Source organism: Rhodococcus sp. BE178, from assembly GCF_050433545.1.
Lineage (GTDB): Bacteria > Actinomycetota > Actinomycetes > Mycobacteriales > Mycobacteriaceae > Prescottella.
Genome location: NZ_JBNPXA010000016.1, coordinates 77945 through 103721, shown reverse-complemented (window position 1 = coordinate 103721; position 25777 = coordinate 77945). Strand labels below are relative to the sequence as shown.

The window sequence follows — 25777 nt, the reverse complement described above, 5'->3', positions numbered from 1 at the left end:
CGGACTCGACGTTCTTGCCGATGGTGACGTCGTGGTTCTCTGCCTATCCCTGTACAGCTCGGTTCCCGTTCCCGTCTTCCGTACCGACTGGGCGAGCGCCGAACTGTCGAAGTACGCGTGCAACGGTTTCATGGCGGTGAAGGCGTCCCGCACGAACGAACTCGCCGACCTGTGCACCGCGATGGGCGCCGACGTGCCGGAGGTGACCGCCGTGATGGCCGCCTCATCGACGCGCGAAACTCTCGACGCCGCCGCACTGGCTGCCTGCGGATTCTCCTACCGGGGAATCGGACGATGGTAATGGCCGAGTCGCTCACGAGTCGTCGTGCCGGCGTTCGCGGTGCACGTCGTTCATCTGCCGGGTCTTGCCCTCTGCTGTACCGGCTTCCGACGTCGGCGAGTTGCCCTGGCGCCTGCGATATCACCAGCGCACGTTGACCGCGGCGACGATCACCACGAGTGCGACGATGACCAGTATCTCCATCAGCTGTAGCTCCTGACCGTGCCTTCGCTCCGGAGGGCTACTTCTCAGGGTGAGTTGTTTCTGGCGGGTGATCCTCTCCACGTCGGGTACCCGCCTGATGCGCCGGCCCCACCCCTTCGTCGGACGTGGACGGCTGTTCGTGTTCCACGCCGCTTCGCTGTGCCTCACCGCTGCCGTCGGGATCTCCGGCGCGTGCACGCATGTGCTCGGCGGACTTCGCCTCCCTCTGGCGATCGTCGTACGGGGGCACGGCGGCCTCGTCGGAAGACGATCCGTGCCCCCCGGCATCCGGGGACGCCTGCCAGCCCGGTTCACCCGACGAGATCGTGGATTCGTCCTCGAAGGCGCCCTCGCGTCGATGCTCGCCTGCGCTGGGGTCGTCGGCTCCGGTGTCGCGTGAACCCGGGGCTCCTCGTTCGGACTGTGGTTCCTCGCCCAGATGTTCGCCCGGTCGCTGCGTCATGACTGCCTCCTCGATATCCGTCGGGCGGCGGAGTTCCTCGTGCATGTCGAGTACCCATTCGCCGGACTCGCGACACACGGATGTCTCGGGCGTGGCCGCGGTTGACCTTCGGCGATCGCGGGTATTCGGCAAGTGACCGACTCGAAACGGAAGGGGTGGGACATGTCCAGCGACCCTCGGCGGACATCTGCTCGGAAGCGCTCGGCGACGGAGGTGGTGGCTCTGGTGTTCGGCGTCGTGTTCCTCGTCGTCGGAATCCTGGGCTTCATTCCCGGAATCACGACCGACTACGACACGATGACGTGGGCGGGTCATCACTCGGATGCGAAACTGCTAGGAATCTTCGAGGTATCGGTACTGCACAACGTCGTACATCTCGCTTTCGGTGTGGCCGGAATCCTGATGGCACGCAGCATCGGGCTCGCCCGGGTCTATCTGATCGGCGGCGGAGTCGTCTACTTCGCTGTGTGGATTTACGGCGTTTCGATCAACCGAGACGACGCCGCCAATTTCCTTCCGGTCAACGACGCCGACAACTGGCTCCACCTGGGCCTCGCTGTGGTGATGATCCTCATCGGCGGGTTTCTCCCACCGTTAGAGACCCGGAACGCGGAACCGGCGTCGAGGCGCGTGGACTGACCATCAGGTCGGCTTCCTGAGCCCGACGGGGACCCGCCTGAGCGCTGACGTCAACCGCTCGAATACCGACCGGTCCGCGAGAACGGCGCTGCCGGTGCCGGCGCGGTCGACCATCCCCTCGGCCAAGTCGAGGACACGTGGACTGCTCGACGCCGATGCGTCGGCTGGAAGCCCCACGCCAGGTGGGCGACCGAGTACGCCTTCGTGAATGGAAGCCTGAGCTGCTCGGCCGGCTCGGGTGCCGCGACGCCCACCGTGTGCGTCGTGTCACCGCCCACGAGGCGAGATGCTCGGTGCATCGCCGAGCGAATGCAATTGACGGTGCATTCCCGAGGCGCTCGGAAGTGAAACGTGCGCGAGTCGCCGACAGGGCGCCGTGCGGGACTGCCGGGTCCGGGAGACTGACGGGATAGATGGTTGGGCGCGCGTCCGTCCGGGTATACGGACCGTGGCCGTCGTCGACGGAAGAGTATCGGGAGGTCTTCGTGCAGGTGCGGGTTCGGAGGGCACCGTCGTGAGCGGCGCGGTTTCGAATCGGGAGCCGCCGGGGGCGCCGCTCGTCGCCATCACGACATTGGCCGAACTGGTCGCCCTCACGGCGTCGACCCACGGCATCTTCCTGCGCTACTCGACCGGTCCCGCCCGCGATGCCGCCGACTGCCGGAGCCGGGACCGGGAATCGGGAATCGACATGCCGGGACTGGTCGTGACACCCCTTGCGCCCGAACCGTGGTGGCCCGGGTCGGCCGAGGAGTGGATGGCACGACGCCTCCACCGCTGTTGTGGTCTCGGCGAACAGGCTCGCGGTCGACAGAGCCCGGAGTCGGACTGCTTTGCCTGGCTGCTGACCGGCACCGTCATCGGTCACAGTCTGGATCTGGAACCACTCGTCACGCATTTCCGTCCCTTGGCGCGAATCCACCCCGCGGTACTCGAGGAGGCGGCCCGCCTGTACGAGCAGCAGTTCTTCCCGTCCACTCGATCCGAGCAGTAGGACTCGGCCGGATCCCATACGCAGTCCCCGAGTTGGAAGGCAATTCCGATGAAGAAGATCATCGCCACCGCACTGGTAGGTGCGGGCGCCGTACTCACGCTGACGGGCGCGCGGAGACGACAACGACGACAGCACCGACACGACGATGCAGACGTCGATGGAGATGCCGGTGACCACGGGAGAACGAGACCGACGAATCCACCCCCACGTCGGTCACATCGACCGAACAATTGGGGACCTTCGATCAGGCGAAGCTCGATGCGTTCGTGGTCGCGTTCCGAACCGGCTACTCGGATCTCTCGGAGGACCGCGACGACGACAGCATCGAGAACATCGTCATCGCATCGTGCAACGACCTCGCCAACGGAATCAGTGAAGAGCAGGTGACCGAGAAGATTCGTGTGATGGCGGCCAACAAGGGGGGCCGAGCCGTCGCAGGATCAGGCCGAGCAGATCTACCACATCGTCACACCGGCCTGCCCGTGACGCCGGCGTCCGGCGTCCGTCTCAGTCGTCCCGCTGTCCCGTTCCCGTCGACAGTTCGTGCAGTCGGCGTGAGACGGAATCGCCGGCCAATGGGGGAGTCGGAAGGCCCGCACCCGACCGGAGTCCGCCGAGGAAGGTCTCGAGAGTCTCCCGCGGAGTGAACCGCGGCTGCCAGTCGAGTTCGGTTTCGGCCCGCGTGCTGTCCAACAGTGGCAGCTGGAGGACGGTGTCGAGCAGTCCGGGGGAGGCGGGGAGCACCCGAAGGTGCCACGCCGGTGACGTCGCGAGTCGCAGCGCGCGGCGCGGTATCGGAACCGGGCGAGCGCCGAGAAGTTCCGCGAGGTACCGACCGTCGACAGCCGGCATCGACGCCAGGTTGAAGGCGCCCCGGACCGGGCGAAGTGCCGCCTGGACGATCGACGTCGCGGCGTCGCTCGTGTGCAGGACCTGGGCGTTCAGCCCATCGACCAGCGGGACTGCGGGAACCAGGCCGCGGCGAACCAGACTGCCCGGTACCAGAGGCCCGGCGAACAATCAGCGCTGCTCGGTGGCCGACCGCCGCTTGAACAAGAAGCACGGGCGAATCCGGACCACTCGCGTCTCCGGATGGCGGAGTTCCTCCGCGTCGAGCCAACGCTCGAGGTAGGCCTTCTCCATGGGGTATGCGGCGCCCGGCCAGCCGTGCGTGGGCCAGTCCTCTGCCACCGCGCGGTCCGACGGGTCGGGTGAATAGGCAGCGACCGACGACACGTAGACCAGCGCCGGCACGCGCTCGTCGGCGACCGCCTCGAATACACGGATGGCGCCCAGGACGTTGTTGTTCCAGGTGACTTCGGGCCTGTGAGTGGGCTGAAAGAGCCACGCGAGATGGATGACGACGTCGGCGCCGCGAACGAGGCCGCGGATGTCGTCGGTGGTGGTATCGGCCACCACGAATCTCGTTTTCGGGTAGGCCAACTCGGTCGGACGCCGGGCGGCGCCGACGATCTCCCCGATGTGCCCGGCAGCGCTCAGCGCTTCGACGACGCTGGTGCCGACGTTTCCCGTCGCGCCGATGACGACCACCCGCAGAGCCCGATCGGTATCCATGGTCGGGAATTACCCGCTTCCGTCGTCGGTAATCATGCGCCGACGACGTTGCACCCGGAGCGGATCGGTCGGGAGAGGGTGTACTGGTCCCGATGGGGAAGGAACTCCTGAGCTTTCGCCTTGATCCCCTGGACGATGAATCCCCAGCTGTCCTCGTCGCCCGCCAGCACGGCGTGCAGCACCAAACATTCGCGGTCGCGCCTGCTTCTGCGTGCCCGGCGTTTGACACAATCTCCGGCATGCCGTTGATTCAGATCAGCCAGACGCCGGGACTCACCGCCGAGCAGAAGCGCGAGACCATCGCCGCCGTCACCGAGGCGTATGCCGAGGCGACCGGCAAGAACGCCTCCTCGGTGTGGGTCACCATCACCGAGGTGCCGCGCGAGCACTGGGGCGTCGGAGGCGAACCGCTGGGCTGATCTCGCGCTCAGGACCCGTCAGGCGCCGACGCCTCGCTTCTCGGGAGCGAGGCGCAACCGCGGAGCGAAGCGACCCTACGGTTCATTACGTGCCGGATAACCCGCTGGTACAGCAGGTTTCGGATTCCGCTGAGGTTGGTCCCGTGCTTTCGGTAGAACGCGTCCGGATCGTCGTGCGTGCCGAGATCGCGGTTCACTCCGGTCTTCTGAATCGCAGTATCGGTGCCGGTCCACGCGACCGGCGGGTCACCGATGTCCTCGGTCCCTGCACCGAAGCCGAGGAATGCGCCGCCCGACGCGACCGTGTCGCGTAGTCCGGTCAGGTAGTCGGCATCCAGGATGACGCCCTCCAGCTCGACCCACCGGTCTTCGAACCGGACCTCCGCCCAACTGTGGAGGATGTCCCGAGGCGCCAGACGGTAGAGAATTCCGTCGAGGACGCCCTTCTGCAGACTCTTGTCGATGGTCGCCCCGTGGAACCGACAGGGCACGCCGACGGCCCGCAGTAGGGTCATCAAGAGCGTGGTTTTGGTGTTGCACTGGCCGTAGCCGTCTGCGAGCACCTCGGAGGCTGCCAGTGCGTCGGATGAGTTGTACCCGAAGCCGATCTCGTCCCTGACGAAGTCGTAGACCGCGCCGATGCGGATTCCGTGGGGCAGATCGCGCCATCCGCGCTGTGCGATCAGCGCCTGAATCGAAGGGTGGTCGTAGTCGAGGAGGGGGGTGGGTTGCAGTCGAACGTCCATGACCCGAACGTATGCGGAGAGGGCATTGGAAGACTTGAACGTTGCGGCTGACTTTCCCCGCGAGCGCCCCCGGTCAGGAGGTGCCCTCCGGCCACGCATCGCGGTCGACCGTCATGCCCAGAAGGGCCGACGGGCTCAGGCCGAAATTGCTCTTGAACACCCGGCTGAGGTGCGAGGAGTCGCTGAACCCGGCCGCCACGGCGGCCTGAGTCAGGTTGTCTCCGAACGTCACTCGCTCGGTCACGGTCCGCAGACGGACCCACAGTGCGTAGCGTCGGAACGGGATGCCCACTTCGAGCGTGAACAGGTGGGTCAACCGCGAGGGGGAAAGGTGCGCCTCGGCGGCCGCGCGCGCGAGCGTGGGCTGTATACCGGGGGTCTGCTCCAGGTACCGCAGTGCCGCGCGCACCGGTTCGGACAGCCGGGCGGGCCGCTGTGGCGTTTCCGGGGTGATGGCCCGAACCAGGCTGTCGACGGCGGTCACGGGGTCCGCGTCGTCGGCGTGCTCGGTGGCGATGCGCTCGAGCACGGCCTCGAACTCCTGGCCGCGGCTTCGCTCACCGATGAGGCCGAGGCCACGACCACGCGGCCCGAACGGCTCGACGAGGATCAGGAGCAGGCGGCGCGAGGTGCAGTGGAGCCGGTGTGGTGCACCGCTCGGAAGGATCGCGGCGGCGGTGTGATGGTGGTCGTCTTCGAACTCGAGGACGAAGGGTTCGTCCAGGGAGATCATCACCTGAACGGCGTGGTGCGCGTGCAGATCGGCGTCACCGCCGGCACCACGGTAGAGAACCGCCCCGGGCGTCAACGTGAGCAGGCCGCCCCACGGGAGGTGCGCAGGCGCCGTCTTCTTCATCGACATGGCCGCGAGCGTCGTGTGGCCTGCCCTAGGCCTTGCCGGTGCCCGCGGCGATGCCCTTGTCGAGTTGATCGACGAGCGCCTTGCCCAGCGACGACAGCTGGGCCACCTGGGCGGAATCGAGTCCCTCGAACACCAGCGCCTGCACGGTGTCGACGTGTCCGGGCGCGGCCTCGACCACCTTCGCGTAACCCTCGTCGGTCAGGACCGCGAACGCGCCCCGCGTGCCGGTGACGGTCTCGCGGCGCGCCCAGCCCCGCTTCTCCAATCGCGTGACGACGTGCGAGAGGCGCGAGAGCGAGGCGTTGGCCTGCTGCGCCAGTTCCGACAGTCGCAGCCGCCGGTCCGGTGCCTCCGACAGCACGGCGAGGACGAAGTACTCGAAATGCGTCAGGTCGGAGTCCCGCTGCAGTTGGGTGTCCAGCGCTGCGGGCAGTCTCGTGACGAGGGAGACGAGGGTTCGCCACGCGTCCTGCTGGGCTCCGGTGAGCCACGTGGTCTCGGTGTTGTCCTGCGCGCCCATCGGGTCGTTCTCCGATCGCTGAAAGTCGGTGTTCGGGTACCAGCGTGTCAAACGTCCGCCGCGGCCCGCTGGTCGGGGAATAGCAGATGACCGGGCGCGTTGAGTCACATGTTAACTTGAAGCTTCAACAAAGGAGTTCATGTGACCGTCATGCCTGCGATCTTCCTCAGCCACGGCGCGCCCCCGCTGGTCGACAGTGAGCGGTGGGTCCGCGAGCTCACGCAGTGGTCGTCCGACCTGCCGCGTCCCACGGCGATCCTCGTCGTCTCGGCCCACTGGGAATCGGCGCCGCTCACCATCGGCGCAATCGAGACCGGAACGCCGCTCGTCTACGACTTCGGCGGATTCCCGCGCCGGTTCTATGAGGTGACCTACGCCTCGCCCGGTGCGCCGGAACTGGCCCGCCAGGTCGCCGCGCTCATGCCGGACAACGAACCGGTCTACCACCAGCCGGATCGCGGCCTCGATCACGGCGCGTACGTGCCGCTGACGGTCATGTATCCGGACGCGGACGTGCCGGTCCTGCAGATCTCGATGCCGACCCTCGACCCGCAACGACTGCTCGAACTCGGGCGGCGTCTGCGCCCGCTGCGCGAGCAGGGTGTGCTGATCGTCGGTTCCGGCTTCACGACGCACGGGCTGCCGTTCCTGCGGGACCCCTCGCCGGAGGCGACGGCCCCCGGCTGGTCGGCCGAGTTCGACGCGTGGGCGGGGGAGCGGTTGGCAGCCGGCGACGTCGACGCCCTGATCGACTTCCGCGCGCAGGCGCCCGGAATCCCGTATGCGCACCCGACGATCGAGCACTTCGCTCCGCTGTTCGTCACCCTGGGTGCATCGAACGACCCGGAGCAGACGCCGCAACAGATCATCGACGGCTTCTGGATGGGCCTGGCGAAGCGGTCGATCCAGGTGGCCTGACGGGCGTCAGGCCCGGCTGCGGACGAGCTCGAGTGCCCGGTCGGCGTGCAGGTTCGGCCGCACCTCGCTCGCGATCACCTCGAGTACGGTGCGGTCGGTGTCGATGACGAACGTGGTCCGCTTGACCGGCGTGATCTTGCCGAGCAGTCCGCGCTTGACGCCGAACCGCTCGGCGACGGTGCCGTCGACGTCGGCGAGCAGCGGGTAACCGAACGACTGCGCGCGGGAGAAGCTCGCCTGCTTGTCGACGGTGTCCCGGCTGATGCCGGCCACGACGGCCCCCGCGGCGGCGAAGTCGGCGGACAGATCCCGGAAGTGGCAGGCCTCGGCGGTGCACACGGGTGTCGATGCGGCCGGGTAGAAGAACAGCACGAGCGGTCCGCCGGCGAGCAGCGACGTCAGCGTCCGACGTGTCCCGTCCTGGTCGGGCAGGTCGAATTCGGGCGCGAGCTCACCGGGCTTCATGGGCGCCGACGCTACCCGCGGGCGCGGGCGGAATCGACGTTCCTGGGATGATGGGTGCATGCGCGGCGAGTCCACCACCATCCCAGCAGCTACCTCGGCAGTTCCCGGCGAGGCGCCCCGGCACGATTCGACTACCACTCGTGAGCAGTTCCGGGCTCTCGCGGCGGAGCATCGTGTGGTTCCCGTCATCCGAAAGGTGTTGGCGGATGCCGAGACTCCGCTGTCGGCCTACACCAAGTTGGCCGGCAGCCGGCCGGGCACCTTCCTGCTCGAGTCGGCGGAGAACGGCCGGTCGTGGTCGCGCTGGTCGTTCATCGGCGCGGGCAGTCCCGCGGCGTTGACCGTGCAGGACGGCGAGGCCGCCTGGTTCGGCAACGTTCCGGTGGGCGCTCCGTCGGGCGGTGACCCACTGGAGGCGCTGGGACGGACCCTCGAACTGCTGCGCACCGAGCGTCTGCCCGATCTGCCGCCACTGACCGGCGGAATGGTCGGATTCCTCGGCTACGACGCCGTCCGCCGGCTCGAGCGCCTGCCCAGTCATGCCGTCGACGACCTGCAGATCCCCGAGATGGTGATGCTGCTCGCCACCGACCTGGCCGCGGTCGACCACCACGAGGGCGCGATCACCCTCATCGCCAATGCCGTCAACTGGGACGGTTCCGACGAGCGCGTGGACGCCGCGTACGACGACGCCGTCGCGCGACTGGACCGGATGACCGCTGCGCTCGCCGCGCCGGCTCACTCGACGGTCTCGACGTTCGCCCGCCCGCAGCCCGATTACCGTCGCCAGCGCACTACCGAGAGCTTCGGTATCGACGTCCGCCGGCTGATCGGTGAGATCGAGGCCGGCGAGGCCTTTCAGGTGGTTCTCTCGCAGCGCTTCGAGATGGATTGCGCTGCAGAGCCGATCGACGTCTACCGGATGCTGCGGGCCTCGAACCCGAGCCCGTACATGTATCTGCTGCAGGTACCCGGCGCGGACGGGAACACCGCGTTCTCGATCGTCGGGTCGAGCCCCGAGGCGCTCGTCACCGTGAGTGAGGGCGTGGCGACCACCCACCCGATCGCGGGCACGCGGTGGCGCGGCGCCACCGAGGAGGACGACATCCTGCTCGAGAAGGACCTGCTCGCGGACGAGAAGGAGAACTCCGAGCATCTGATGCTCGTGGACCTCGGCCGCAACGACCTGGGCCGGGTGTGCGAGCCGGGCACGGTGAAGGTTCACGACTACCGCCACATCGAGCGCTACAGCCACGTGATGCACCTGGTGTCGACCGTGACCGGACGTCTGGCGGAGGGCAAGCACGCGCTGGACGCGGTGACCGCCTGCTTCCCGGCCGGCACGCTGTCGGGTGCGCCCAAGGTTCGGGCGATGGAACTGATCGACGAGCTCGAGCCGACCCGCCGCGGAATCTACGGTGGCATCGTCGGATACCTGGACTTCGCGGGCGATGCGGACACCGCGATCGCGATCCGCACCGCGCTGATCAAGGACGGCACCGCATACGTCCAGGCGGGCGCCGGCGTGGTGGCCGACTCGGACCCCGTCTACGAGGACACCGAGGCAAGGAACAAGGCGATGGCGGTCCTGAGCGCGATCGCCGCGGCACAGACGTTGCGGTCCTTCGGGGACCGTTCGGAGGTGAACACCGGTGAGTGAGAACGAGTCCGGCGGCCGGAACTCCGGCCGCCGCGCGACCGGGGTGGCGGCGCTGCTGCTCGCGGTGGCAGCGGCGTGCCTGTGGGGCTCGTCGCGGATGACGTGGGTGACGGTGACGTCGTCCGACGGGCTGGGCGAGGATCGCGTGACGAACCTCGACGGCGGCACGTGGGCCGCCGCGACCACACCGCTGGCGCTCGCGCTGGTCGCGGCGATCGCGGCCGCGTTCGCGGTGCGCGGGTGGCTCGTGCGGGTGCTGGGCCTGCTGGTCGCGGTCGTCGCGGTGGTCGCCGCGATTCCCGCGATCGGCCTGCTGACCGGTGGTGCGTCCGACGAGAAGGCTGCGTACATTGCCGGATTCGAGCGGGTCGCCACGCAGGTGACGGCGACCGAGGTCTCCGCCCTGCCCGCGGTGCTGGTGCTGGTGGGCTCGGTGGCCGCACTGGCGGCGGCCTTCGTGCTCATCCGGAAACCGGCTGCGACGGGCGGACTCTCGTCCAAGTACGACAGCCCGGCGGCCCGCCGCGACGCTGCCGCCAAGCGCGGCGCCGTCGACAAGAAGGACGAGCCGCAGACGCAGCGCATGCTCTGGGATGCGCTCGATGCCGGCGAGGACCCCACCGTCGACGACGGTGACAGGGCTCCCGGTGCTGGTGAGTCAAGCCCTTCGGCGACGGATGTGAGCAAGGACACCGGCCAGTCGGGTACCCGCCGGGAGACCGAATAACCCCGACCTCTAGGCTGAGTCAAGATCCGATGAGGTACCTCACACATCGGTTGACATGCCGGAAAGGACTCGAGCCACGATGACCGTTCTCGACTCGATTCTCGACGGGGTGCGCGCCGATGTCGCCGCCCGCGAAGCCGTTCTCGACCTGGCCGCCGTCAAGGCCGCCGCTGCCGCAGCGCCTCCCGCACTGGATGCCGCCGCGGCCCTGCGCGCCCCGGGCATCGGCGTCATCGCGGAGGTGAAGCGCGCGAGCCCGTCGAAGGGTGCACTCGCCGACATCCCGGATCCTGCCGTGCTCGCGTCTGCGTACGAGGCCGGTGGGGCGCGGATGATCAGCGTGCTCACCGAGGAGCGTCGCTTCCATGGTTCGCTCGCGGACCTCGACGCTGTCCGCCGGGCCGTGAACATCCCGATCCTGCGCAAGGACTTCATTGTCGGCCCGTACCAGATCCACGAGGCGCGTGCGCACGGCGCGGACGTCATCCTGCTGATCGTCGCGGCCCTCGAACAGCATGTGCTCGCGTCGCTGCTCGACCGTACCGAGTCGCTCGGGATGACCGCTCTGGTCGAGGTCCACACCGAGGCCGAGGCGGACCGCGCACTCGAGGCCGGCGCCAGCGTCATCGGCGTCAATGCGCGCAATCTCAAGACCCTCGAGGTCGACATGGACACGTTCGGGCGGATCGCTCCGGGCCTGCCCACGAATGTCGTCAAGATCGCCGAGTCCGGCGTCCGCGGCACCGCGGACCTGCTGGCGTACGCGGGTGCCGGCGCGGACGCGGTCCTCGTCGGCGAAGGTCTGGTGACCAGCGGCGACCCGCGGACCGCTGTTTCCGATCTGGTCACGGCGGGCGCCCATCCGTCGTGCCCCAAGCCGGCTCGCTGAGTCGTCGCCCGCCGGCGGACCCGACCACTCGTTCTCGTCGGGGTTGGGGCAGACTGGGGACGTGAGTTCACGCAATGAGGCCCTCGTCTCCAAGGGCGGGAATCTGCCCCCCGCCAGCGCCGGTCTGACCGAGCGCTCCACCCACGAGCCCGATCCCGGCGGCCACTGGGGTGTGTACGGCGGACGTCATGTCCCCGAGGCGCTGATGGCGGTGATCGAGGAGGTCACCGCCGAGTACGACAAGGCCCGCGGGGACGACTCGTTCCTGGACGAGCTGGATCGGCTGCAGCGCGACTACACCGGTCGCCCGTCCCCGGTGTTCGAGGCGACCCGGCTGCGCGAGTTCGCCGGTGGGGCCCGCATCGTGCTCAAGCGGGAAGATCTGAACCACACCGGATCTCACAAGATCAACAATGTGCTCGGGCAGGTACTGCTCGCCAAGCGCATGGGCAAGACCCGGATCATCGCGGAGACCGGTGCCGGCCAGCACGGTGTGGCGACGGCGACCGCGTGTGCGCTGCTCGGTCTCGAGTGCATCGTCTACATGGGTGCCGTCGACACCGCCCGGCAGGCGCTCAACGTGGCCCGGATGCGTCTGCTCGGCGCCGAGGTCGTGTCGGTCGAGACCGGATCGGCGACGCTGAAGGACGCGATCAACGAGGCGTTGCGCGACTGGGTCACCAACGCTGATCGGACCTACTACTGCTTCGGCACCGCGGCCGGTCCGCACCCCTTCCCGATGATCGTGCGCGACTTCCAGCGCATCGTCGGTCTCGAGGCGCGGGCACAGGTGCAGACGCTGACGGGCAGGCTGCCGGACGCCGTCGTGGCGTGCGTCGGCGGTGGCTCGAACGCGATCGGCATCTTCCATGCGTTCATCGACGATCCGGCGGTCAAGCTGGTCGGCTACGAGGCCGCCGGCGACGGCGTCGAGACCGGTCGGCATGCAGCCACCTTCGCAGGCGGCACCCCGGGCGCCTTCCAGGGTGCGTACTCGTACCTGCTGCAGGACGAGGACGGCCAGACCATCGAGTCGCACTCGATCTCGGCCGGCCTCGACTACCCGGGTGTCGGACCCGAGCACGCCTACCTCAAGGACACCGGTCGGGCGTCGTACGAGCCGATCACCGACGCCGAGGCAATGGACGCGCTGCTGCTGCTCTCGCGACGCGAGGGCATCATCCCGGCGATCGAGTCGGCTCACGCGGTGGCGGGCGCGCTGAAGCTGGGTCGTGAACTGGGCGACGGCGCGATCATCGTCGTGAGCCTGTCCGGCCGCGGCGACAAGGACATGGACACCGCGGCGCAGTGGTTCGGCCTGTTCGACAAGGACACCGCTGCCGACGCCGCCGATTCGAGCAAGGAAGGTACGGCCAAGTGAACCAGCGAGATTCACGCCTGGCGCCCACGTTCGCGAAATGTCGCGAGGAGAACCGCGCCGCGCTCGTCGGCTACCTGCCGGCCGGTTACCCGGACGTCGCCGCGTCGATCGACGTCTACAAGACGATGGTGGACGCCGGCTGCGACATCATCGAGGTCGGCATCGCGTACTCCGATCCGGTGATGGACGGACCGACCATCCAGTCGGCTGCCGAGACCGCGCTGCGCAACGGAGTGCGCGTGCGTGACGTGTTCACCGTGGTCGAGCAGATTGCGTCGGTGGGCGGCAACGCGGTCGTCATGACGTACTGGAATCCGGTACTCCAGTACGGCGTCGACCGGTTCTCGCGCGACCTCGCGAACGCGGGTGGCCTCGGGTTGATCACCCCGAACCTGATCCCCGAGGAGGCCGGTGAGTGGATGGAGGCTTCCGAGGAGCATCACCTGGACCGGATCTTCCTCGTTGCGCCGTCCTCCACCGAGGAGCGGCTGGCGATGACCCTCGAGGCGAGCAGCGGGTTCATCTACGCGGCGTCGACGATGGGCGTGACCGGTGCGCGTGACGCGGTGTCGTCGATGGCGCCGGAACTCACCGCCCGGATCCGTGCGCACTCGGACATCCCGGTCGGTGTCGGCCTCGGCGTCCGGTCGGGCGCGCAGGCCGCCGAGATCGCGGCGTACGCGGACGCGGTCATCGTCGGATCCGCCATCGTCTCCGCGGTGGAGCAGGGCCTGGGTGCGGTCCGCGCCCTCACCACGGAACTCGCGGAGGGCGTGCGCTCGGCTACCGTGGCCCAGTGACTTCGATGGCGACTTCGACGCAATTTCTCGCGTACATCCCCAGCCCACCGCAGGGGGTGTGGTACGTCGGACCGCTGGCCCTGCGTGCCTACGCACTCTGCATCATCGTCGGCATCGTCGTGGCGATCGTGTGGGGCGACCGGCGATGGGTGGCGCGCGGCGGTGAGAAGGGCACGGTCCTCGACATCGCCGTCTGGGCGGTGCCGTTCGGTTTGATCGGTGGCCGGCTCTACCACGTCATGACGGACTGGCCGACGTACTTCGGTGCCGGCGGGAACCCCGTCGACGCGCTGAAGATCTGGCAGGGCGGCCTCGGCATCTGGGGTGCCGTGGCGCTCGGCGCCGTCGGTGCGTGGATCGGTTGCCGACGCCGGGGCATCCCGCTGCCGGCGCTGGGTGACGCGATCGCGCCCGGCATAATCCTGGCGCAGGCCATCGGCCGACTCGGCAACTGGTTCAACCAGGAGCTGTACGGCCGCGAGACGACGGTCCCGTGGGGTCTCGAGATCTACGAGCGCACGGACGCCGCGGGACGGGTCGACACGCTCAACGGTGCATCCAACGGCGTCGTGATGCAGGTGGTTCACCCGACGTTCCTCTACGAACTGGTCTGGAACCTGCTGATCGTCGTGCTGCTAGTCGTGGTGGACCGCAGGTTCAAGATCGGTCACGGCCGGCTGTTCGCGCTCTACGTGGCGGGATACTGCGCGGGCCGTTTCTGGATCGAGCTGATGCGGTCGGATCACGCGTCCGAGATCCTGGGCATCCGGGTGAACTCGTTCACGTCGGCCCTCGTGTTCGCCGGCGCCGTCGCCTACTTCGTTCTGGCGAAGAAGGGGCGTGAGAATCCGGAGGATCTGCAACCGCGCAGCAGTCGCACCGACCGAACGGTCGGAGCCGCGGCGCCCGCAGTCGATAAGGACTCCGTCACGAGCCCCGATCACACCGACCGCGACCGGAGCGACAGCGACAGCACCGACAGCGGAAGGGAGAAGAAATGACTGAACCCACCGAGTTCGACGACGAGTTGGTCGAACCCACTTCGTCGCCGGAGTTCGGCGCGCCTTTCGATTACGACGCGACAGCCGACGCCTCCATGACGGAGTCGACGTCGGGCACCTCGGCGGTTCCGCCGTCCGGAAGCGGAGCGGCCGGACCGGGCTGGGACACCTTCTCCGGGGTCGGTAACGGCCCGGGGTGGGGAGCCGGGCCGAGCTATCCGCCCCCGCCCGGCGATCCCGAGCCGACCGAGTCCGACCGGACCTGACGTACTCGAACCACACCGCCCGTGCCGATATCGGCACGGGCGGTGTGGCTTTTTCGGCATCGCTTCGGGTGGCGATGGCGCGGTAAACTGACCCGGCCGGGTGTGGAACTCGGCAACCTTCACGGGTCGACAGCAATGCCGGTGGACCCCGATCAACGCAGTCAGCACCCGTAGTCGGCGACCCCCATGAGGGAGTCGCCCGAGAAGTGCGTGATGCGCGAACAGGTGGTCGCGGTCGGGACGTACGCGGCCGGTGTGGAGGTGTTCGGTGCTGTTTTCTCGGCAACCAGATTCCGGTGGCCTCTACGTTTCCGATCGCGAATCGGATTCGTGCGGTGTCGCGATGGTCGCCGATGTCGAGGGCCGCCGTTCGCACGCGATCATCGCCGACGCGCTGCTCGCCCTCGAGAACCTCGAGCATCGTGGTGCCGCGGGCGCAGAGGTCAACAGCGGCGACGGAGCGGGGATTCTCATCCAGCTGCCCGGCGACTTTCTGCGTGAGCTGGCCGATTTCGAGCTGCCTGCGCCGGCGCCGGACGGATCCTCGACGTTCGCCGCCGGAATCTGCTTCCTCCCCATGGAGGCCGACCTGCGCGCGGCAGCGCGACGTCGGGTGGAGGCGATCGCCGAGCGCGAGGATGTCGAGATCCTCGGTTGGCACGACGTCCGGGTGGACCCGATCGGGGCCGACATCGGCGCGACGGCCCGGTCCTGCATGCCGTACATGACGTATCTCTTCGTGTCCGCGCCGCCGGTGAACGGCGTCCGACCCGCCGGGCTCGAGCTGGATCGGCGGGTGTACGGGCTGCGTAAGCGTGCCGAGTTGGTGACGCCGGAGGTCGAACAGGCCGGGACCGGTGTGTACTTCCCATCGCTGTCGAGTCGGACGATGACGTTCAAGGGCATGCTGACCACGGAGCAGCTCGGGTTGTACTTTTCCGATCTGCGGGACCGCCGCATTGCGAGCGCGATCGCCATCGTGCACAGTCGGTTCTCGACCAACACGTTTCCGTCCTGGCCTCTGGCACACCCGTTCCGGTATGTCGCGCACAATGGGGAGATCAACACCGTGCGCGGGAACCGGAACCGGATGCGTGCGCGGGAGGCGATGCTGCGCAGCAATCGCATCCCGGGTGATCTCGAACGCCTGTACCCGATCTGCACGCCCGAGGCGTCCGATTCGGCGTCGTTCGACGAGGTCCTGGAGCTGCTGCACCTGGGTGGCCGGTCGCTGCCGCACGCGGTGTCGATGATGATCCCGGAGGCGTGGGAGAACCACACCGCGATGGGTGACGACCGTCGCGCCTTCTACCAGTTCCACGCGTCGTTGATGGAGCCGTGGGACGGGCCCGCCTGCATTACGTTCACCGACGGCACCGTCGTCGGCGCCCTGCTCGACCGCAACGGCCTCCGTCCGGGACGGTGGTGGCACACCACCGACGGGCGCGTCGTGCTCGCCAGCGAGAGCGGGGTGCTGCCGATACCCCAGTCGGATGTGATCGCGAAGGGACGACTCGAGCCGGGGGTGATGTTCCTGGTCGACACCGCCGGCGGCCGCATCGTGCCCGACGACGAGATCAAGTCACAGCTCGCGGGCCAGCGGCCCTACCGGGAGTGGCTCCACGCCGGCCTGCTCGAGTTGCGCTCGCTCCCGAGCCGGGGGCGTATCCCGCACGACCACGAGTCGGTCGTGCGGCGACAGCAGGCGTTCGGGTACACAGAGGAAGAGGAACGTGTTCTGCTCGCGCCGATGGCGACGTCGGGGGGCGAACCTCTCGGATCGATGGGTACCGACACTCCGGTAGCGGTGCTCTCGCAGCGTCCGCGGCTGCTGTACGACTACTTCGTCGAGATGTTCGCGCAGGTCACCAACCCGCCGCTGGACGCGATCCGCGAGGAGATCGTCACGTCGCTGCGGCGAGTGATGGGCCCGGAGCAGAACCTCCTCGAGCCGACGGCGGCGTCGTGTCGCCAGCTCGTACTGTCGTGGCCCGTCCTCGACAACGACGAACTCGGCAAGATCATCGACATCAACGCCGACGGCGACTGCCCGGGGTTCGCGGCGACCGTCCTGCGGGCGCTGTACAGCGCCGACAGTGGCGGAGCGGGCATGGCCGAGGCGATCGAGGACCTGCGGGCGGCGGCCAGTGCCGCCATCGCGAACGGTTATCGGACACTGGTGATCTCCGATCGCGACTCCGATCACCTGCGGGCACCGATCCCGTCGCTGCTTGCCGTGTCCGCGGTCCACCACCACCTGGTGCGAACCAAGGAACGCACCAAGGTCGCGCTCGTGGTCGAGACCGGCGACGCCCGGGAGGTACACCACATCGCGTTGCTGATCGGGTTCGGCGCGGCGGCGGTCAACCCCTATCTCGCGATGGAGACGATCGAGGACCTCGTGGCGGAGGGGGAGCTGACCGGCGTGGAATCGTCCGTCGCAGTGCGCAACTACCTCACGGCACTCGGCAAGGGCGTCCTGAAGGTGATGTCGAAGATGGGGATCTCTACCGTCGGGTCGTACACCGCCGCACAGGTTTTCGAGGCGATCGGTCTGTCCCACGACGTTGTCGACGAGTACTTCACCGCCACGGTCAGCCGCCTCGGTGGGGTCGGTCTGGACGTGCTTGCGCGGGAGGTGGAGCTGCGGCACCGGCAGGCGTACCCGGAGAGCCCCTCGGCGCAGGTTCACCGTCGGCTCGACGTGGGCGGCATCTACCAGTACCGGCGCGACGGCGAACTGCACCTGTTCACACCGGAGACGGTGTTCCTGCTGCAGCACGCGACCCGAACGGGCCGGGCCGACGTGTTCGAGCGGTACAGCGCGGAGGTGGACCGCCTCTCGGCGGAGGGCGGCACCCTGCGCGGACTGTTCGAGTTCCGTCGTGGACTGCGACCGCCCGTCCCGCTCGACGACGTCGAACCGGCCGAGGCCATCTTCACCCGCTTCAACACCGGCGCCATGAGCTACGGCTCGATCTCGGCGGAGGCGCACGAGACCATCGCCGTCGCGATGAACCGGATCGGCGGGCGGTCGAATTCCGGGGAGGGCGGCGAGGACGTCGACAGGCTGCACGACCCGCGGCGGCGGAGCGCCGTCAAACAGGTCGCGAGCGGGCGATTCGGCGTGACCAGCGACTACCTCGTCAACGCGACCGACGTCCAGATCAAGATGGCGCAGGGCGCCAAGCCGGGAGAGGGCGGGCAGTTGCCCGCGTACAAGGTGTATCCGTGGATCGCGCGGACCCGGCACTCGACGCCCGGCGTGGGGCTGATCTCGCCGCCGCCACACCACGACATCTACTCGATCGAGGACCTGGCCCAGCTGATCCACGATCTGAAGAACGCGAACGAGCAGGCTCGTGTGCACGTCAAGCTGGTCAGCTCCGTCGGGGTCGGCACGGTTGCCGCCGGTGTCAGCAAGGCGCACGCCGACGTCGTACTGATCTCCGGTCACGACGGCGGTACCGGTGCGTCCCCGCTGACGTCGCTCGAACACGCCGGGCTGCCGTGGGAGATCGGGCTCGCCGATGCGCAGCAGACGCTGGTGCTCAACGGATTACGTGACCGGATCACGATGCAGTGCGACGGCGGCCTGCGCACCGCGCGGGACGTCGTCGTGGCGATGCTGCTCGGCGCGGAGGAGTACGGATTCTCCACGGCGCCGCTGATCGCGGCGGGCTGCATCATGATGCGGGTGTGCCACCTCGACACCTGCCCGGTGGGGGTGGCGACGCAGAATCCCGAGTTGCGCAAGCGGTTCACCGGCAAACCCGAATTCGTCGAGGACTTCTTCCGATTCGTGGCCGAGGGCGTGCGCCGGTACCTCGCCGAGTTGGGCTTCCGCAGTGTCGACGAGGCGGTGGGGCATCCGGAGATCCTCGAGACCGCGGTCGGGGTGGCGCACTGGAAGAGCCGGGGACTGGACCTGAGCCCGATCTTCGCCACGACCGAGTCGCTGCCCGGTGTCGGCATTCCCCAACGGCGGTGCGTGCGTGCGCAGGACCACGGACTCGACCTCGCGCTGGACCGCACGCTCATCCAGTTGGCCGAGGGTGCCCTCGAGGATGCGCTACCGGTGCGGTTGGAGCTGCCGGTTCGCAACGTCAACCGGACGGTCGGGACGCTTCTGGGGTCGGAGGTCACCCGACGCTACGGTGCCGCCGGTCTGCCCGACGACACCATCCGGGTCCAGTTGGAGGGATCCGCCGGTCAATCGTTGGGTGCGTTCCTGCCGCCGGGAATCACGATCGACCTTGTCGGCGACGCCAACGACTATGTCGGCAAGGGGCTCTCGGGTGGTCGCGTCGTGATTCGGCCCGCGGACGACGTGCTGTTCCTGCCGGAGACCCAGGTGATCGCGGGCAACACGCTCCTCTACGGGGCGACGGCGGGTGAGGCGTACCTGCGGGGGCGGGTGGGCGAGCGGTTCTGTGTGCGGAACTCGGGTGCGGTGGCGGTCGCCGAGGGTGTCGGCGATCACGCGTGCGAGTACATGACCGGGGGCCGGGTCGTGGTGCTCGGGCCGATCGGCCGGAACCTCGCCGCGGGCATGTCGGGCGGGATCGCCTTCGTCCTGGACGCTGATCTGTCGAAGATCAACCCGGCGATGGTGATGTTGCAGGCGCCGAACGGTGACGATCTCCAATGGCTGCGGGTGGTGGTGGAGCAGCATCTGCGGTGGACGGGCTCCGCGGTGGCGGCGTCGGTGCTGGCGGACTGGCCACGGCGGTCGGCGCTGTTCACCAAGGTGATGCCCGTCGACTACCAGCGGGTGCTCGAGGCGACCCGGATGGCGCGGGCCGAGGGGCTGGACGTCGATACCGCGATCATGGAGGCGGCACGTGGCTGATCCACAGGGTTTCCTACACGTCACCAAGCAGGAGGCGCGCAAGCGTCCGGTGGAAGAACGTGTCCACGACTGGCGCGAGGTGTACGAGTCGCAGTCGGTCGAGGAGCGTGCCCGGGAGGTGTCCGAGCAGGCCAGTCGGTGCATGGACTGCGGGATCCCGTTCTGTCACTCCGGGAGTGCCGGGTGCCCCCTGGGGAACTTGATTCCCGAGTGGAACGACCTGGTTCGCCGAGGTCGCTGGGGTGCGGCGGCAGACCGGTTGCACGCGACCAACAACTTCCCGGAGTTCACCGGACGGGTGTGCCCGGCACCCTGCGAGGCCGCGTGCGTCCTCTCGCTCGCCGACACCCACACCACCGGCAGCGTCACGATCAAGCGGATCGAGCAGGCCATTGCCGACGCCGCCTGGGAGAAGGGTGCGGTGGGGCCGGTCCTGTCGGCCATCGGTACCGGCCGACATATCGCCGTCGTCGGTTCGGGCCCCGCGGGACTTGCTGCTGCGCAACAACTAACTCGTGTCGGGCACGAGGTGACCGTGTACGAGCGCGACGACCGACTCGGCGGGCTGCTGCGGTACGGGATACCCGAGTTCAAGCTCGAGAAGGCGGTGGTGGACCAGAGGCTGACTCAGATGAGAGTGGAGGGAACGCATTTCGTCACCGAGGTCGAGGTGGGTATCGACTTGCCGGTGTCCGCGCTGCGGGAACGGTACGAGGCGGTCGTGCTCGCGACGGGCGCACTGCAGGCGCGCGACAACCGCGACGTCGTGGGCCGGGAGCTGGACGGCGTGCACCTGGCGATGGAGTATCTCGTCGCCTCCAACCATGAGTGCGAGGGTGACGGGCCGACGCCGATCAGCGCGCGTGGCAAGCACGTGGTGATCATCGGTGGTGGTGACACCGGAGCCGACTGCCTCGGGACCGCGCACCGGCAGGGCGCGCTGTCGGTCACCCAGCTCGACTATCACCCGGCCCTACCGACCGAACGGGACGAATCCTCCACGCCGTGGCCGGCCTGGCCGATGGTGCTGCGCACGTCCCCGGCGCACGCGGAAGGCGGTGTGCGCCGGTACGAGGTTGCGGTTCAGCGATTCCTCGGTGACGCCGACGGGCGCGTGCGGTCGATGATCCTGGCGGAAGTACGGCTGGGGCGCGACGAATCGGGGCAGAGGGTGATTCGGCCGGTCGGTGAGGAGATCGAACTTCCTTGCGACCTAGCGCTTTTCGCGATCGGCTTCGAGGGCGCCGAACACGGCCCGTTACTCGACGATCTCGACCTCGGTACCAACCGGCGGGGTTCGCTCTCGTGTGGATCCGATTGGCAGACCGCGGCGCCCGGTGTGTTCGTGTGCGGCGATGCGCACCGGGGGGCCTCGCTGGTGGTGTGGGCCATCGCGGAGGGGCGGTCCGCAGCACGGGGCGTCGACGCCTATCTGACCGGGAGTTCGGAGCTGCCCGCCCCCGTGCATCCGACTGCGCTCCCGCTGACCGTCGTCTGACGCTCATCTGGACGTCACGGGGCGTTCTCCTGCCGAATAGAGTTCGTTCCTCGCATTGACTAGGCTTTGCTCGTGACCCGACGCACGAAGATTGTCTGCACACTTGGCCCTGCGACTGCTACCGGCGACCGCGTACGTGAACTCGTCGAGAGCGGGATGGACGTAGCGCGACTGAACTTCAGCCACGGCGAGCATTCCGATCATGAGGACAACTACCGACGGGTGCGTGAGGCGTCCGAAGCAACGGGACGCGCGGTCGGCATCCTCGCCGACCTGCAGGGACCGAAGATCCGCCTCGGCCGGTTCGTCGAGAGCAAGACGTACTGGGCGACCGGGGAACAGATCCGGATCACGGTCGAGGACTGCGAGGGCACGCACGACCGTGTCTCGACGACGTACAAGCAGCTCGCGCAGGACGCGCAGCCCGGAGACCGGTTACTCGTCGACGACGGCAAGGTCGGCCTGGTGGTCGAGGCCGTCGAGGGCGACGACGTCGTCTGCCGTGTCACCGAGGGCGGCCCGGTCAGCAACAACAAGGGCGTGTCGCTGCCCGGCATGAACGTGTCGGTGCCGGCGATGTCCGAGAAGGACATCGAGGATCTCGAGTTCGCGCTGTCGCTGGGCGTCGACTTCATCGCGCTGTCGTTCGTGCGCTCGCCGGCCGATGTCGAGCTGGTACACGCCGTGATGGATCGGGTCGGCCGCCGCGTCCCGGTCATCGCGAAGCTCGAGAAGCCCGAGGCGATCGAGAACCTCGAGGCCGTCGTGCTGGCGTTCGATGCGGTCATGGTTGCCCGCGGCGACCTGGGCGTCGAACTGCCGCTCGAGCAGGTTCCGCTGGTGCAGAAGCGCGCCATCCAGATCGCGCGTGAGAACGCGAAGCCGGTGATCGTCGCCACACAGATGCTCGAATCCATGATCGAGAACTCGCGGCCCACTCGCGCCGAGGCGTCGGATGTCGCGAATGCGGTGCTCGACGGCGCGGACGCGGTGATGCTCTCGGGCGAGACGTCGGTCGGCAAGTACGTGATGGAGACGGTGCAGACGATGGCCCGGATCCTCGAGGCCGTCGAGACCGATCCGGCGCGCGTCCCGCCGCTCACGCATGTGCCCCGCACCAAGCGCGGTGTCATCTCCTACGGTGCCCGTGACATCGGTGAGCGTCTCGATGCGAAGGCGCTGGTGGCGTTCACGCAGTCCGGTGACACGGTCCGCCGGTTGGCGCGCCTGCACTCGCCGCTTCCGCTGCTGGCGTTCACACCGCTCGAGGCGGTGCGCCGCCAGTTGGCGCTGTCGTGGGGCACCGAGACGTTCATCGTCGAGGCGGTCGCCTCGACCGATCAGATGTTCACGCAGGTCGACCACGCGCTGCTCTCACTCGGTCGCTACAACAAGGGTGACCTCGTGGTCATCGTCGCCGGCTCGCCGCCCGGCACAGTAGGCTCGACCAACCTGATCCACGTGCACCGGATCGGGGAGGAAGACCACTAGAAGGGGGCAATGCGGGTGACCGACGCGGGGGCAGGGGTACGTCCGACGAGATCGGCCGATCTGGAGACGCTGTTGGCGTTGCTGGATCTCGAGCAGATCCGCGAGGACACCTACCTCGGTCGGCATCCCGCGCAGGTCGGCAGTCGCACATTCGGTGGCCAGTTGGTGTCGCAGGCGTTGGTCGCGGCTGGGCGGACGGTCGAGGGAGACCGTCCGATCCACGCGATCAACGCCCACTTCATCCGCGGTGGTGACGTCAAGGCGCCGATCGAGTACCGCGTCGACCGACATCGCGACGGGAGGGCGTTCGCGAACCGTCAGGTCACCGCGTACCAGGACGGCAACGTGCTGTTCTCGATGTTCGCCGCGTTCCAGGACTGGGGCAAGGGCCTCGAGCACAGCGTCGACATCCCCGACGTCGCCGGTCCGGAGTCCCTGCCGTCGATCGGGGAACACCTCGTCGGGTACGAGGACCGGCTGCGGATGTTCGTCGATGCGCTCAAGCCGATGGAGATGCGCTACGCCAACGACCCGACGTGGGTGCTCAAGGGCACCGGCGAGCGACTCAACCACAACCGGGTGTGGATGCGGGCCGACGGGGAGTTGCCTGACGAGTCGTGGGCGCACACCGCGGCGCTGGCGTACTCGTCGGACACCACGGTGCTGGACTCGATTCTCACCACCCACGGACTGTCGTGGGGTCTGGACCGCATCGTCGCCGCGACGGTCAACCATTCGATCTGGTTCCATCGCCCGTTCCGCTTCGACCAGTGGGCGCTGTATGCGACCGAATCGCCGGTTGCGGCCGGTTCGCGAGGTCTGGCGACCGGTCGGTTCTTCGCGAGCGACGGTCAGTTGATTGCAACTGTCGTGCAGGAAGGCGTCATTCGGCACTTTCCGGCCCGGCGCTGAGCCGGTTCGGTCATGAGCCTCCTCGGTCATCACGGGGGCGGATAGAATTCTGGTTCTCGATTCACGGCACGCCATCCCTGATGGGGGAGCCTCATGCGAAACGAATCGATCGACTGGAACAACGAAGTCGTGGCCAGTTTGCTGTGGACGTCGAAGGCGTTCGCTATCGGCCTGGTCTGCTTCGTGGTGATCGGCGCCTTGATCGCGCGGCACACCAGGTGGGGTCGGCAATTCTGGCGAATCACCGGAGGCTACTTCTCGACTCGGGACAGCTGGCGACCGTGGTCGCTGATCGTGGCGTTGCTGTTCCTGACGATCCTGGGAGTCCGGGTGATGGTGTTGCTCTCGTACCAGAGCAACGAGATGTACACCTCGCTGCAGTTGATTGCGCAGGGTCTCGAGGCCGGTGATGCGGCCATGCTCGACGGCGCGAAATCGATGTTCTGGCGATCGATCGTGGTGTTCACGGTGCTCGCAACCGTGCACGTCGTGCGGACGCTGCTGGCCCAGTACGTGGGGCAGGCACTCGAGATCCTGTGGCGCACCTGGCTCACCGATCGGGTCACCACCGACTGGCTGGGCGGCCGCGCCTACTACCGCGGCAGGTTCATCGACAAATCCATCGACAATCCGGACCAGCGGATCGAGGCCGACATCACCGAGGTGGCGAACACCACGCAGACCCTGTCGATGGGGCTGGTCAGTTCGGTGGTGACGGTGGTGTCCTTCACCGGGATCCTGTGGGACCTGTCCGGTCCGATGGAGATCCTCGGGGTCGAGATTCCCCGGGCCATGGTCGTTCTCGTCTACGTATACATCCTGACCGCCACCGTGATCGCCTTCTGGATCGGCCGGCCGTTGATCGCGCTGAGCTTCCTGAAGGAGCGGTTGACGGCGAACTTCCGTTACGCCCTGGTGCGTCTGCGCGACAGCGCCGAGAACGTCGCCTTCTACCGCGGAGAGGGCGTAGAGAAGCGCGGACTGCTCGGCAGGTTTGCCGGGGTGATCGTCAACGCGTGGCAGATCGTTTTCCGGACACTGAAATTCAACGGGTTCAACCTGGGCGTCAGCCAGGTCTCGGTCGTGTTCCCGATCGTCATCCAGGCGCCGCGGTTCTTCGCCGGCACCATCACCCTCGGCGATATCACCCAGAGCACACAGGCGTTCGGCCAGGTGTCGGACGCCCTGTCGTTCTTCCGTCAGTCGTACGACGTGTTCGCCGGCTATCGGGCGAGCCTGATCCGGCTCAACGGACTGCTCGACGCCGACGAGAAGTCCCGGCAACTCCCGGCCATTCGCACGGAGGGACACGACGGTTCGGTGGAACTGGACCAGGTGTCGGTCCGCACACCCGACGGACGACTGTTGATCGACGACCTGGACGTGCACCTCGAACCGGGCGAGGCGTTGCTCGTGAAGGGGCCGTCGGGCAGCGGCAAGACGACGCTGCTGCGTGCCCTCGCCGAGATGTGGCCGTTCGTCGACGGCCGGGTGCGCCGCCCGATCGGACAGGGAGCGCTGTTCCTGTCCCAGTTGCCGTATCTCCCGCTCGGGGACCTGCGCAGTGCCGTCGCCTATCCGGCGACTCCGGACGACCTGGGCGACGCGCGGATCGTCGAGGCCCTGCAGTCCGTCCAACTCGGCAACCTCGTCGGCCGTCTGGACGAGGAGGCGGACTGGGCGAAGATCCTGTCACCCGGCGAGCAACAGCGCATCGCCTTCGCCCGAATCGTGTTGATCTGCCCGCAGGCCGCGTTCCTCGACGAGGCGACGTCGGCGGTCGACGAGGGCCTCGAGTTCGCGCTGTACCACCTGATCCGGGAGCGGGTGCCGGACTGCATGCTCGTCAGCGTCAGCCACCGCAGCACCGTCGACCAGCTCCACACCCGCCAGCTGGAACTGCTCGGCGACGGTCCCTGGCGCTTGTCGGCGGTGACGGTGAACTGACCCGATCGGTCGATCGCTGACCTGGCTGTTGCGGCGGTGAACGGCCGAGGGCAGTGCGGTGGCGACTCTCGGCGGGTGATACCGTCCGATCGTGCTTATCGAGGTCGACAGACTCTAGCCGCCGAACCATCGGCGGCCATCTTTGTGTGCGCTGCGCATCTACGCGCACGAGACGGCCATTCTTCGTGCCGGACCGTCTGGTGTCGGTCTTCGGCCTGTGGTTCGGATCCGCGATCGCCCGCTCCGCCCGTTCGGTGTGCCCAAGACG

23 protein-coding genes and 1 pseudogene are annotated in these 25777 nt (G+C 68.0%); 18 read left to right on the top strand and 6 right to left on the bottom strand.

All coding sequences use genetic code 11. From position 1 onward, the window contains the following. Window positions 1-31 precede the first annotated feature (31 nt). The 4 genes from J2X34_RS23585 (at window position 32) to J2X34_RS23570 (ending at window position 2580) form a co-directional block, all read left to right on the top strand. Complete coding sequence (locus J2X34_RS23585) at window positions 32-301, top strand: hypothetical protein (protein ID WP_397484732.1); 270 nt, start codon at window positions 32-34, stop codon at window positions 299-301. 232 nt (window positions 302-533) lie between these two features. Next, window positions 534-884: a hypothetical protein gene (locus tag J2X34_RS23580; protein ID WP_181818834.1), complete on the top strand. Its 351-nt coding sequence runs from the start codon at window positions 534-536 to the stop codon at window positions 882-884. A 225-nt stretch (window positions 885-1109) separates the two neighbouring features. Continuing rightward, window positions 1110-1586, top strand: a complete 477-nt coding sequence (locus J2X34_RS23575) for a DUF4383 domain-containing protein (RefSeq protein ID WP_114722807.1) — start codon at window positions 1110-1112, stop codon at window positions 1584-1586. Window positions 1587-2100: 514 nt separating this feature from the next. Then, window positions 2101-2580 (top strand): DUF6098 family protein, encoded by a 480-nt coding sequence (locus J2X34_RS23570; protein ID WP_254622522.1) that lies wholly within the window; start codon window positions 2101-2103, stop codon window positions 2578-2580. Window positions 2581-3087: 507 nt separating this feature from the next. On the opposite strand, the pseudogene J2X34_RS23565 reads toward J2X34_RS23570, so the two are convergent. Further along, window positions 3088-4155: pseudogene (locus tag J2X34_RS23565) on the bottom strand (NAD-dependent epimerase/dehydratase family protein). A gap of 32 nt (window positions 4156-4187) precedes the next feature. After that, window positions 4188-4337: a hypothetical protein gene (locus J2X34_RS23560; protein ID WP_174910631.1), complete on the bottom strand. Its 150-nt coding sequence runs from the start codon at window positions 4335-4337 to the stop codon at window positions 4188-4190. A gap of 57 nt (window positions 4338-4394) precedes the next feature. On the opposite strand from J2X34_RS23560, the gene J2X34_RS23555 reads away from it, so the two are divergent. Beyond that, window positions 4395-4574 carry a tautomerase family protein gene (locus J2X34_RS23555; protein ID WP_114722808.1) on the top strand — a complete coding sequence of 60 codons (180 nt, stop codon included), beginning with the start codon at window positions 4395-4397 and terminating at the stop codon, window positions 4572-4574. A gap of 8 nt (window positions 4575-4582) precedes the next feature. On the opposite strand, the gene J2X34_RS23550 is transcribed toward J2X34_RS23555, so the two are convergent. The 3 genes from J2X34_RS23550 to J2X34_RS23540 all read right to left on the bottom strand — a co-directional run bounded on the left by J2X34_RS23550 (window position 4583) and on the right by J2X34_RS23540 (window position 6702). Then, a complete protein-coding gene (locus J2X34_RS23550) occupies window positions 4583-5320 on the bottom strand; it encodes a transglutaminase-like domain-containing protein (protein WP_181818835.1) in 738 nt (245 codons plus the stop codon). Between the two features lie 73 nt (window positions 5321-5393). Continuing rightward, window positions 5394-6182, bottom strand: coding sequence for a helix-turn-helix domain-containing protein (locus J2X34_RS23545; RefSeq protein ID WP_429519928.1), 789 nt, complete (start codon window positions 6180-6182; stop codon window positions 5394-5396). A 25-nt stretch (window positions 6183-6207) separates the two neighbouring features. Next, a complete protein-coding gene (locus J2X34_RS23540) occupies window positions 6208-6702 on the bottom strand; it encodes a MarR family winged helix-turn-helix transcriptional regulator (RefSeq protein ID WP_114722880.1) in 495 nt (164 codons plus the stop codon). A gap of 150 nt (window positions 6703-6852) precedes the next feature. On the opposite strand from J2X34_RS23540, the gene J2X34_RS23535 reads away from it, so the two are divergent. Further along, window positions 6853-7620 carry a dioxygenase family protein gene (locus tag J2X34_RS23535; RefSeq protein WP_429519938.1) on the top strand — a complete coding sequence of 256 codons (768 nt, stop codon included), beginning with the start codon at window positions 6853-6855 and terminating at the stop codon, window positions 7618-7620. A gap of 6 nt (window positions 7621-7626) precedes the next feature. Here J2X34_RS23535 and J2X34_RS23530 read toward each other — a convergent pair whose 3' ends face one another. After that, window positions 7627-8085 carry a peroxiredoxin gene (locus J2X34_RS23530; protein WP_174910623.1) on the bottom strand — a complete coding sequence of 153 codons (459 nt, stop codon included), beginning with the start codon at window positions 8083-8085 and terminating at the stop codon, window positions 7627-7629. Between the two features lie 58 nt (window positions 8086-8143). Between J2X34_RS23530 and J2X34_RS23525 the strand changes: the two genes are divergently transcribed. The 12 genes from J2X34_RS23525 (at window position 8144) to J2X34_RS23470 (ending at window position 25509) form a co-directional block, all read left to right on the top strand. Further along, complete coding sequence (locus J2X34_RS23525; RefSeq protein WP_174910620.1) at window positions 8144-9745, top strand: anthranilate synthase component I; 1602 nt, start codon at window positions 8144-8146, stop codon at window positions 9743-9745. Further along, complete coding sequence (locus J2X34_RS23520; protein WP_429519927.1) at window positions 9738-10472, top strand: TIGR02234 family membrane protein; 735 nt, start codon at window positions 9738-9740, stop codon at window positions 10470-10472. The genes J2X34_RS23525 and J2X34_RS23520 overlap by 8 nt, the downstream gene beginning before the upstream one ends. A 79-nt stretch (window positions 10473-10551) precedes the next feature. Further along, window positions 10552-11361, top strand: coding sequence for an indole-3-glycerol phosphate synthase TrpC (trpC, locus tag J2X34_RS23515; protein WP_174910614.1), 810 nt, complete (start codon window positions 10552-10554; stop codon window positions 11359-11361). 61 nt (window positions 11362-11422) lie between these two features. Further along, window positions 11423-12742: a tryptophan synthase subunit beta gene (gene trpB / locus J2X34_RS23510; RefSeq protein ID WP_114722814.1), complete on the top strand. Its 1320-nt coding sequence runs from the start codon at window positions 11423-11425 to the stop codon at window positions 12740-12742. Then, complete coding sequence (gene trpA / locus J2X34_RS23505) at window positions 12739-13542, top strand: tryptophan synthase subunit alpha (protein ID WP_114722815.1); 804 nt, start codon at window positions 12739-12741, stop codon at window positions 13540-13542. Before trpB ends, trpA begins: the two co-directional genes overlap by 4 nt. 5 nt (window positions 13543-13547) lie before the next feature. Then, window positions 13548-14543, top strand: coding sequence for a prolipoprotein diacylglyceryl transferase (gene lgt, locus J2X34_RS23500; protein WP_429519926.1), 996 nt, complete (start codon window positions 13548-13550; stop codon window positions 14541-14543). Beyond that, window positions 14540-14809: a hypothetical protein gene (locus J2X34_RS23495; protein WP_429519925.1), complete on the top strand. Its 270-nt coding sequence runs from the start codon at window positions 14540-14542 to the stop codon at window positions 14807-14809. Before lgt ends, J2X34_RS23495 begins: the two co-directional genes overlap by 4 nt. A gap of 343 nt (window positions 14810-15152) precedes the next feature. Beyond that, window positions 15153-19661 (top strand): glutamate synthase large subunit, encoded by a 4509-nt coding sequence (gene gltB / locus J2X34_RS23490; RefSeq protein WP_429519924.1) that lies wholly within the window; start codon window positions 15153-15155, stop codon window positions 19659-19661. Next, on the top strand, window positions 19654-21159 hold the full coding sequence (locus tag J2X34_RS23485) for a glutamate synthase subunit beta (protein WP_429519923.1): 1506 nt from the start codon (window positions 19654-19656) through the stop codon (window positions 21157-21159). Before gltB ends, J2X34_RS23485 begins: the two co-directional genes overlap by 8 nt. Window positions 21160-21231: 72 nt before the next feature. Continuing rightward, window positions 21232-22650 carry a pyruvate kinase gene (gene pyk / locus J2X34_RS23480; protein WP_114722818.1) on the top strand — a complete coding sequence of 473 codons (1419 nt, stop codon included), beginning with the start codon at window positions 21232-21234 and terminating at the stop codon, window positions 22648-22650. Between the two features lie 9 nt (window positions 22651-22659). Continuing rightward, complete coding sequence (locus J2X34_RS23475) at window positions 22660-23562, top strand: acyl-CoA thioesterase II (protein WP_114722819.1); 903 nt, start codon at window positions 22660-22662, stop codon at window positions 23560-23562. A 93-nt stretch (window positions 23563-23655) separates the two neighbouring features. Continuing rightward, window positions 23656-25509, top strand: coding sequence for an ABC transporter ATP-binding protein/permease (locus tag J2X34_RS23470; protein WP_114722820.1), 1854 nt, complete (start codon window positions 23656-23658; stop codon window positions 25507-25509). Window positions 25510-25777: the final 268 nt, after the last annotated feature.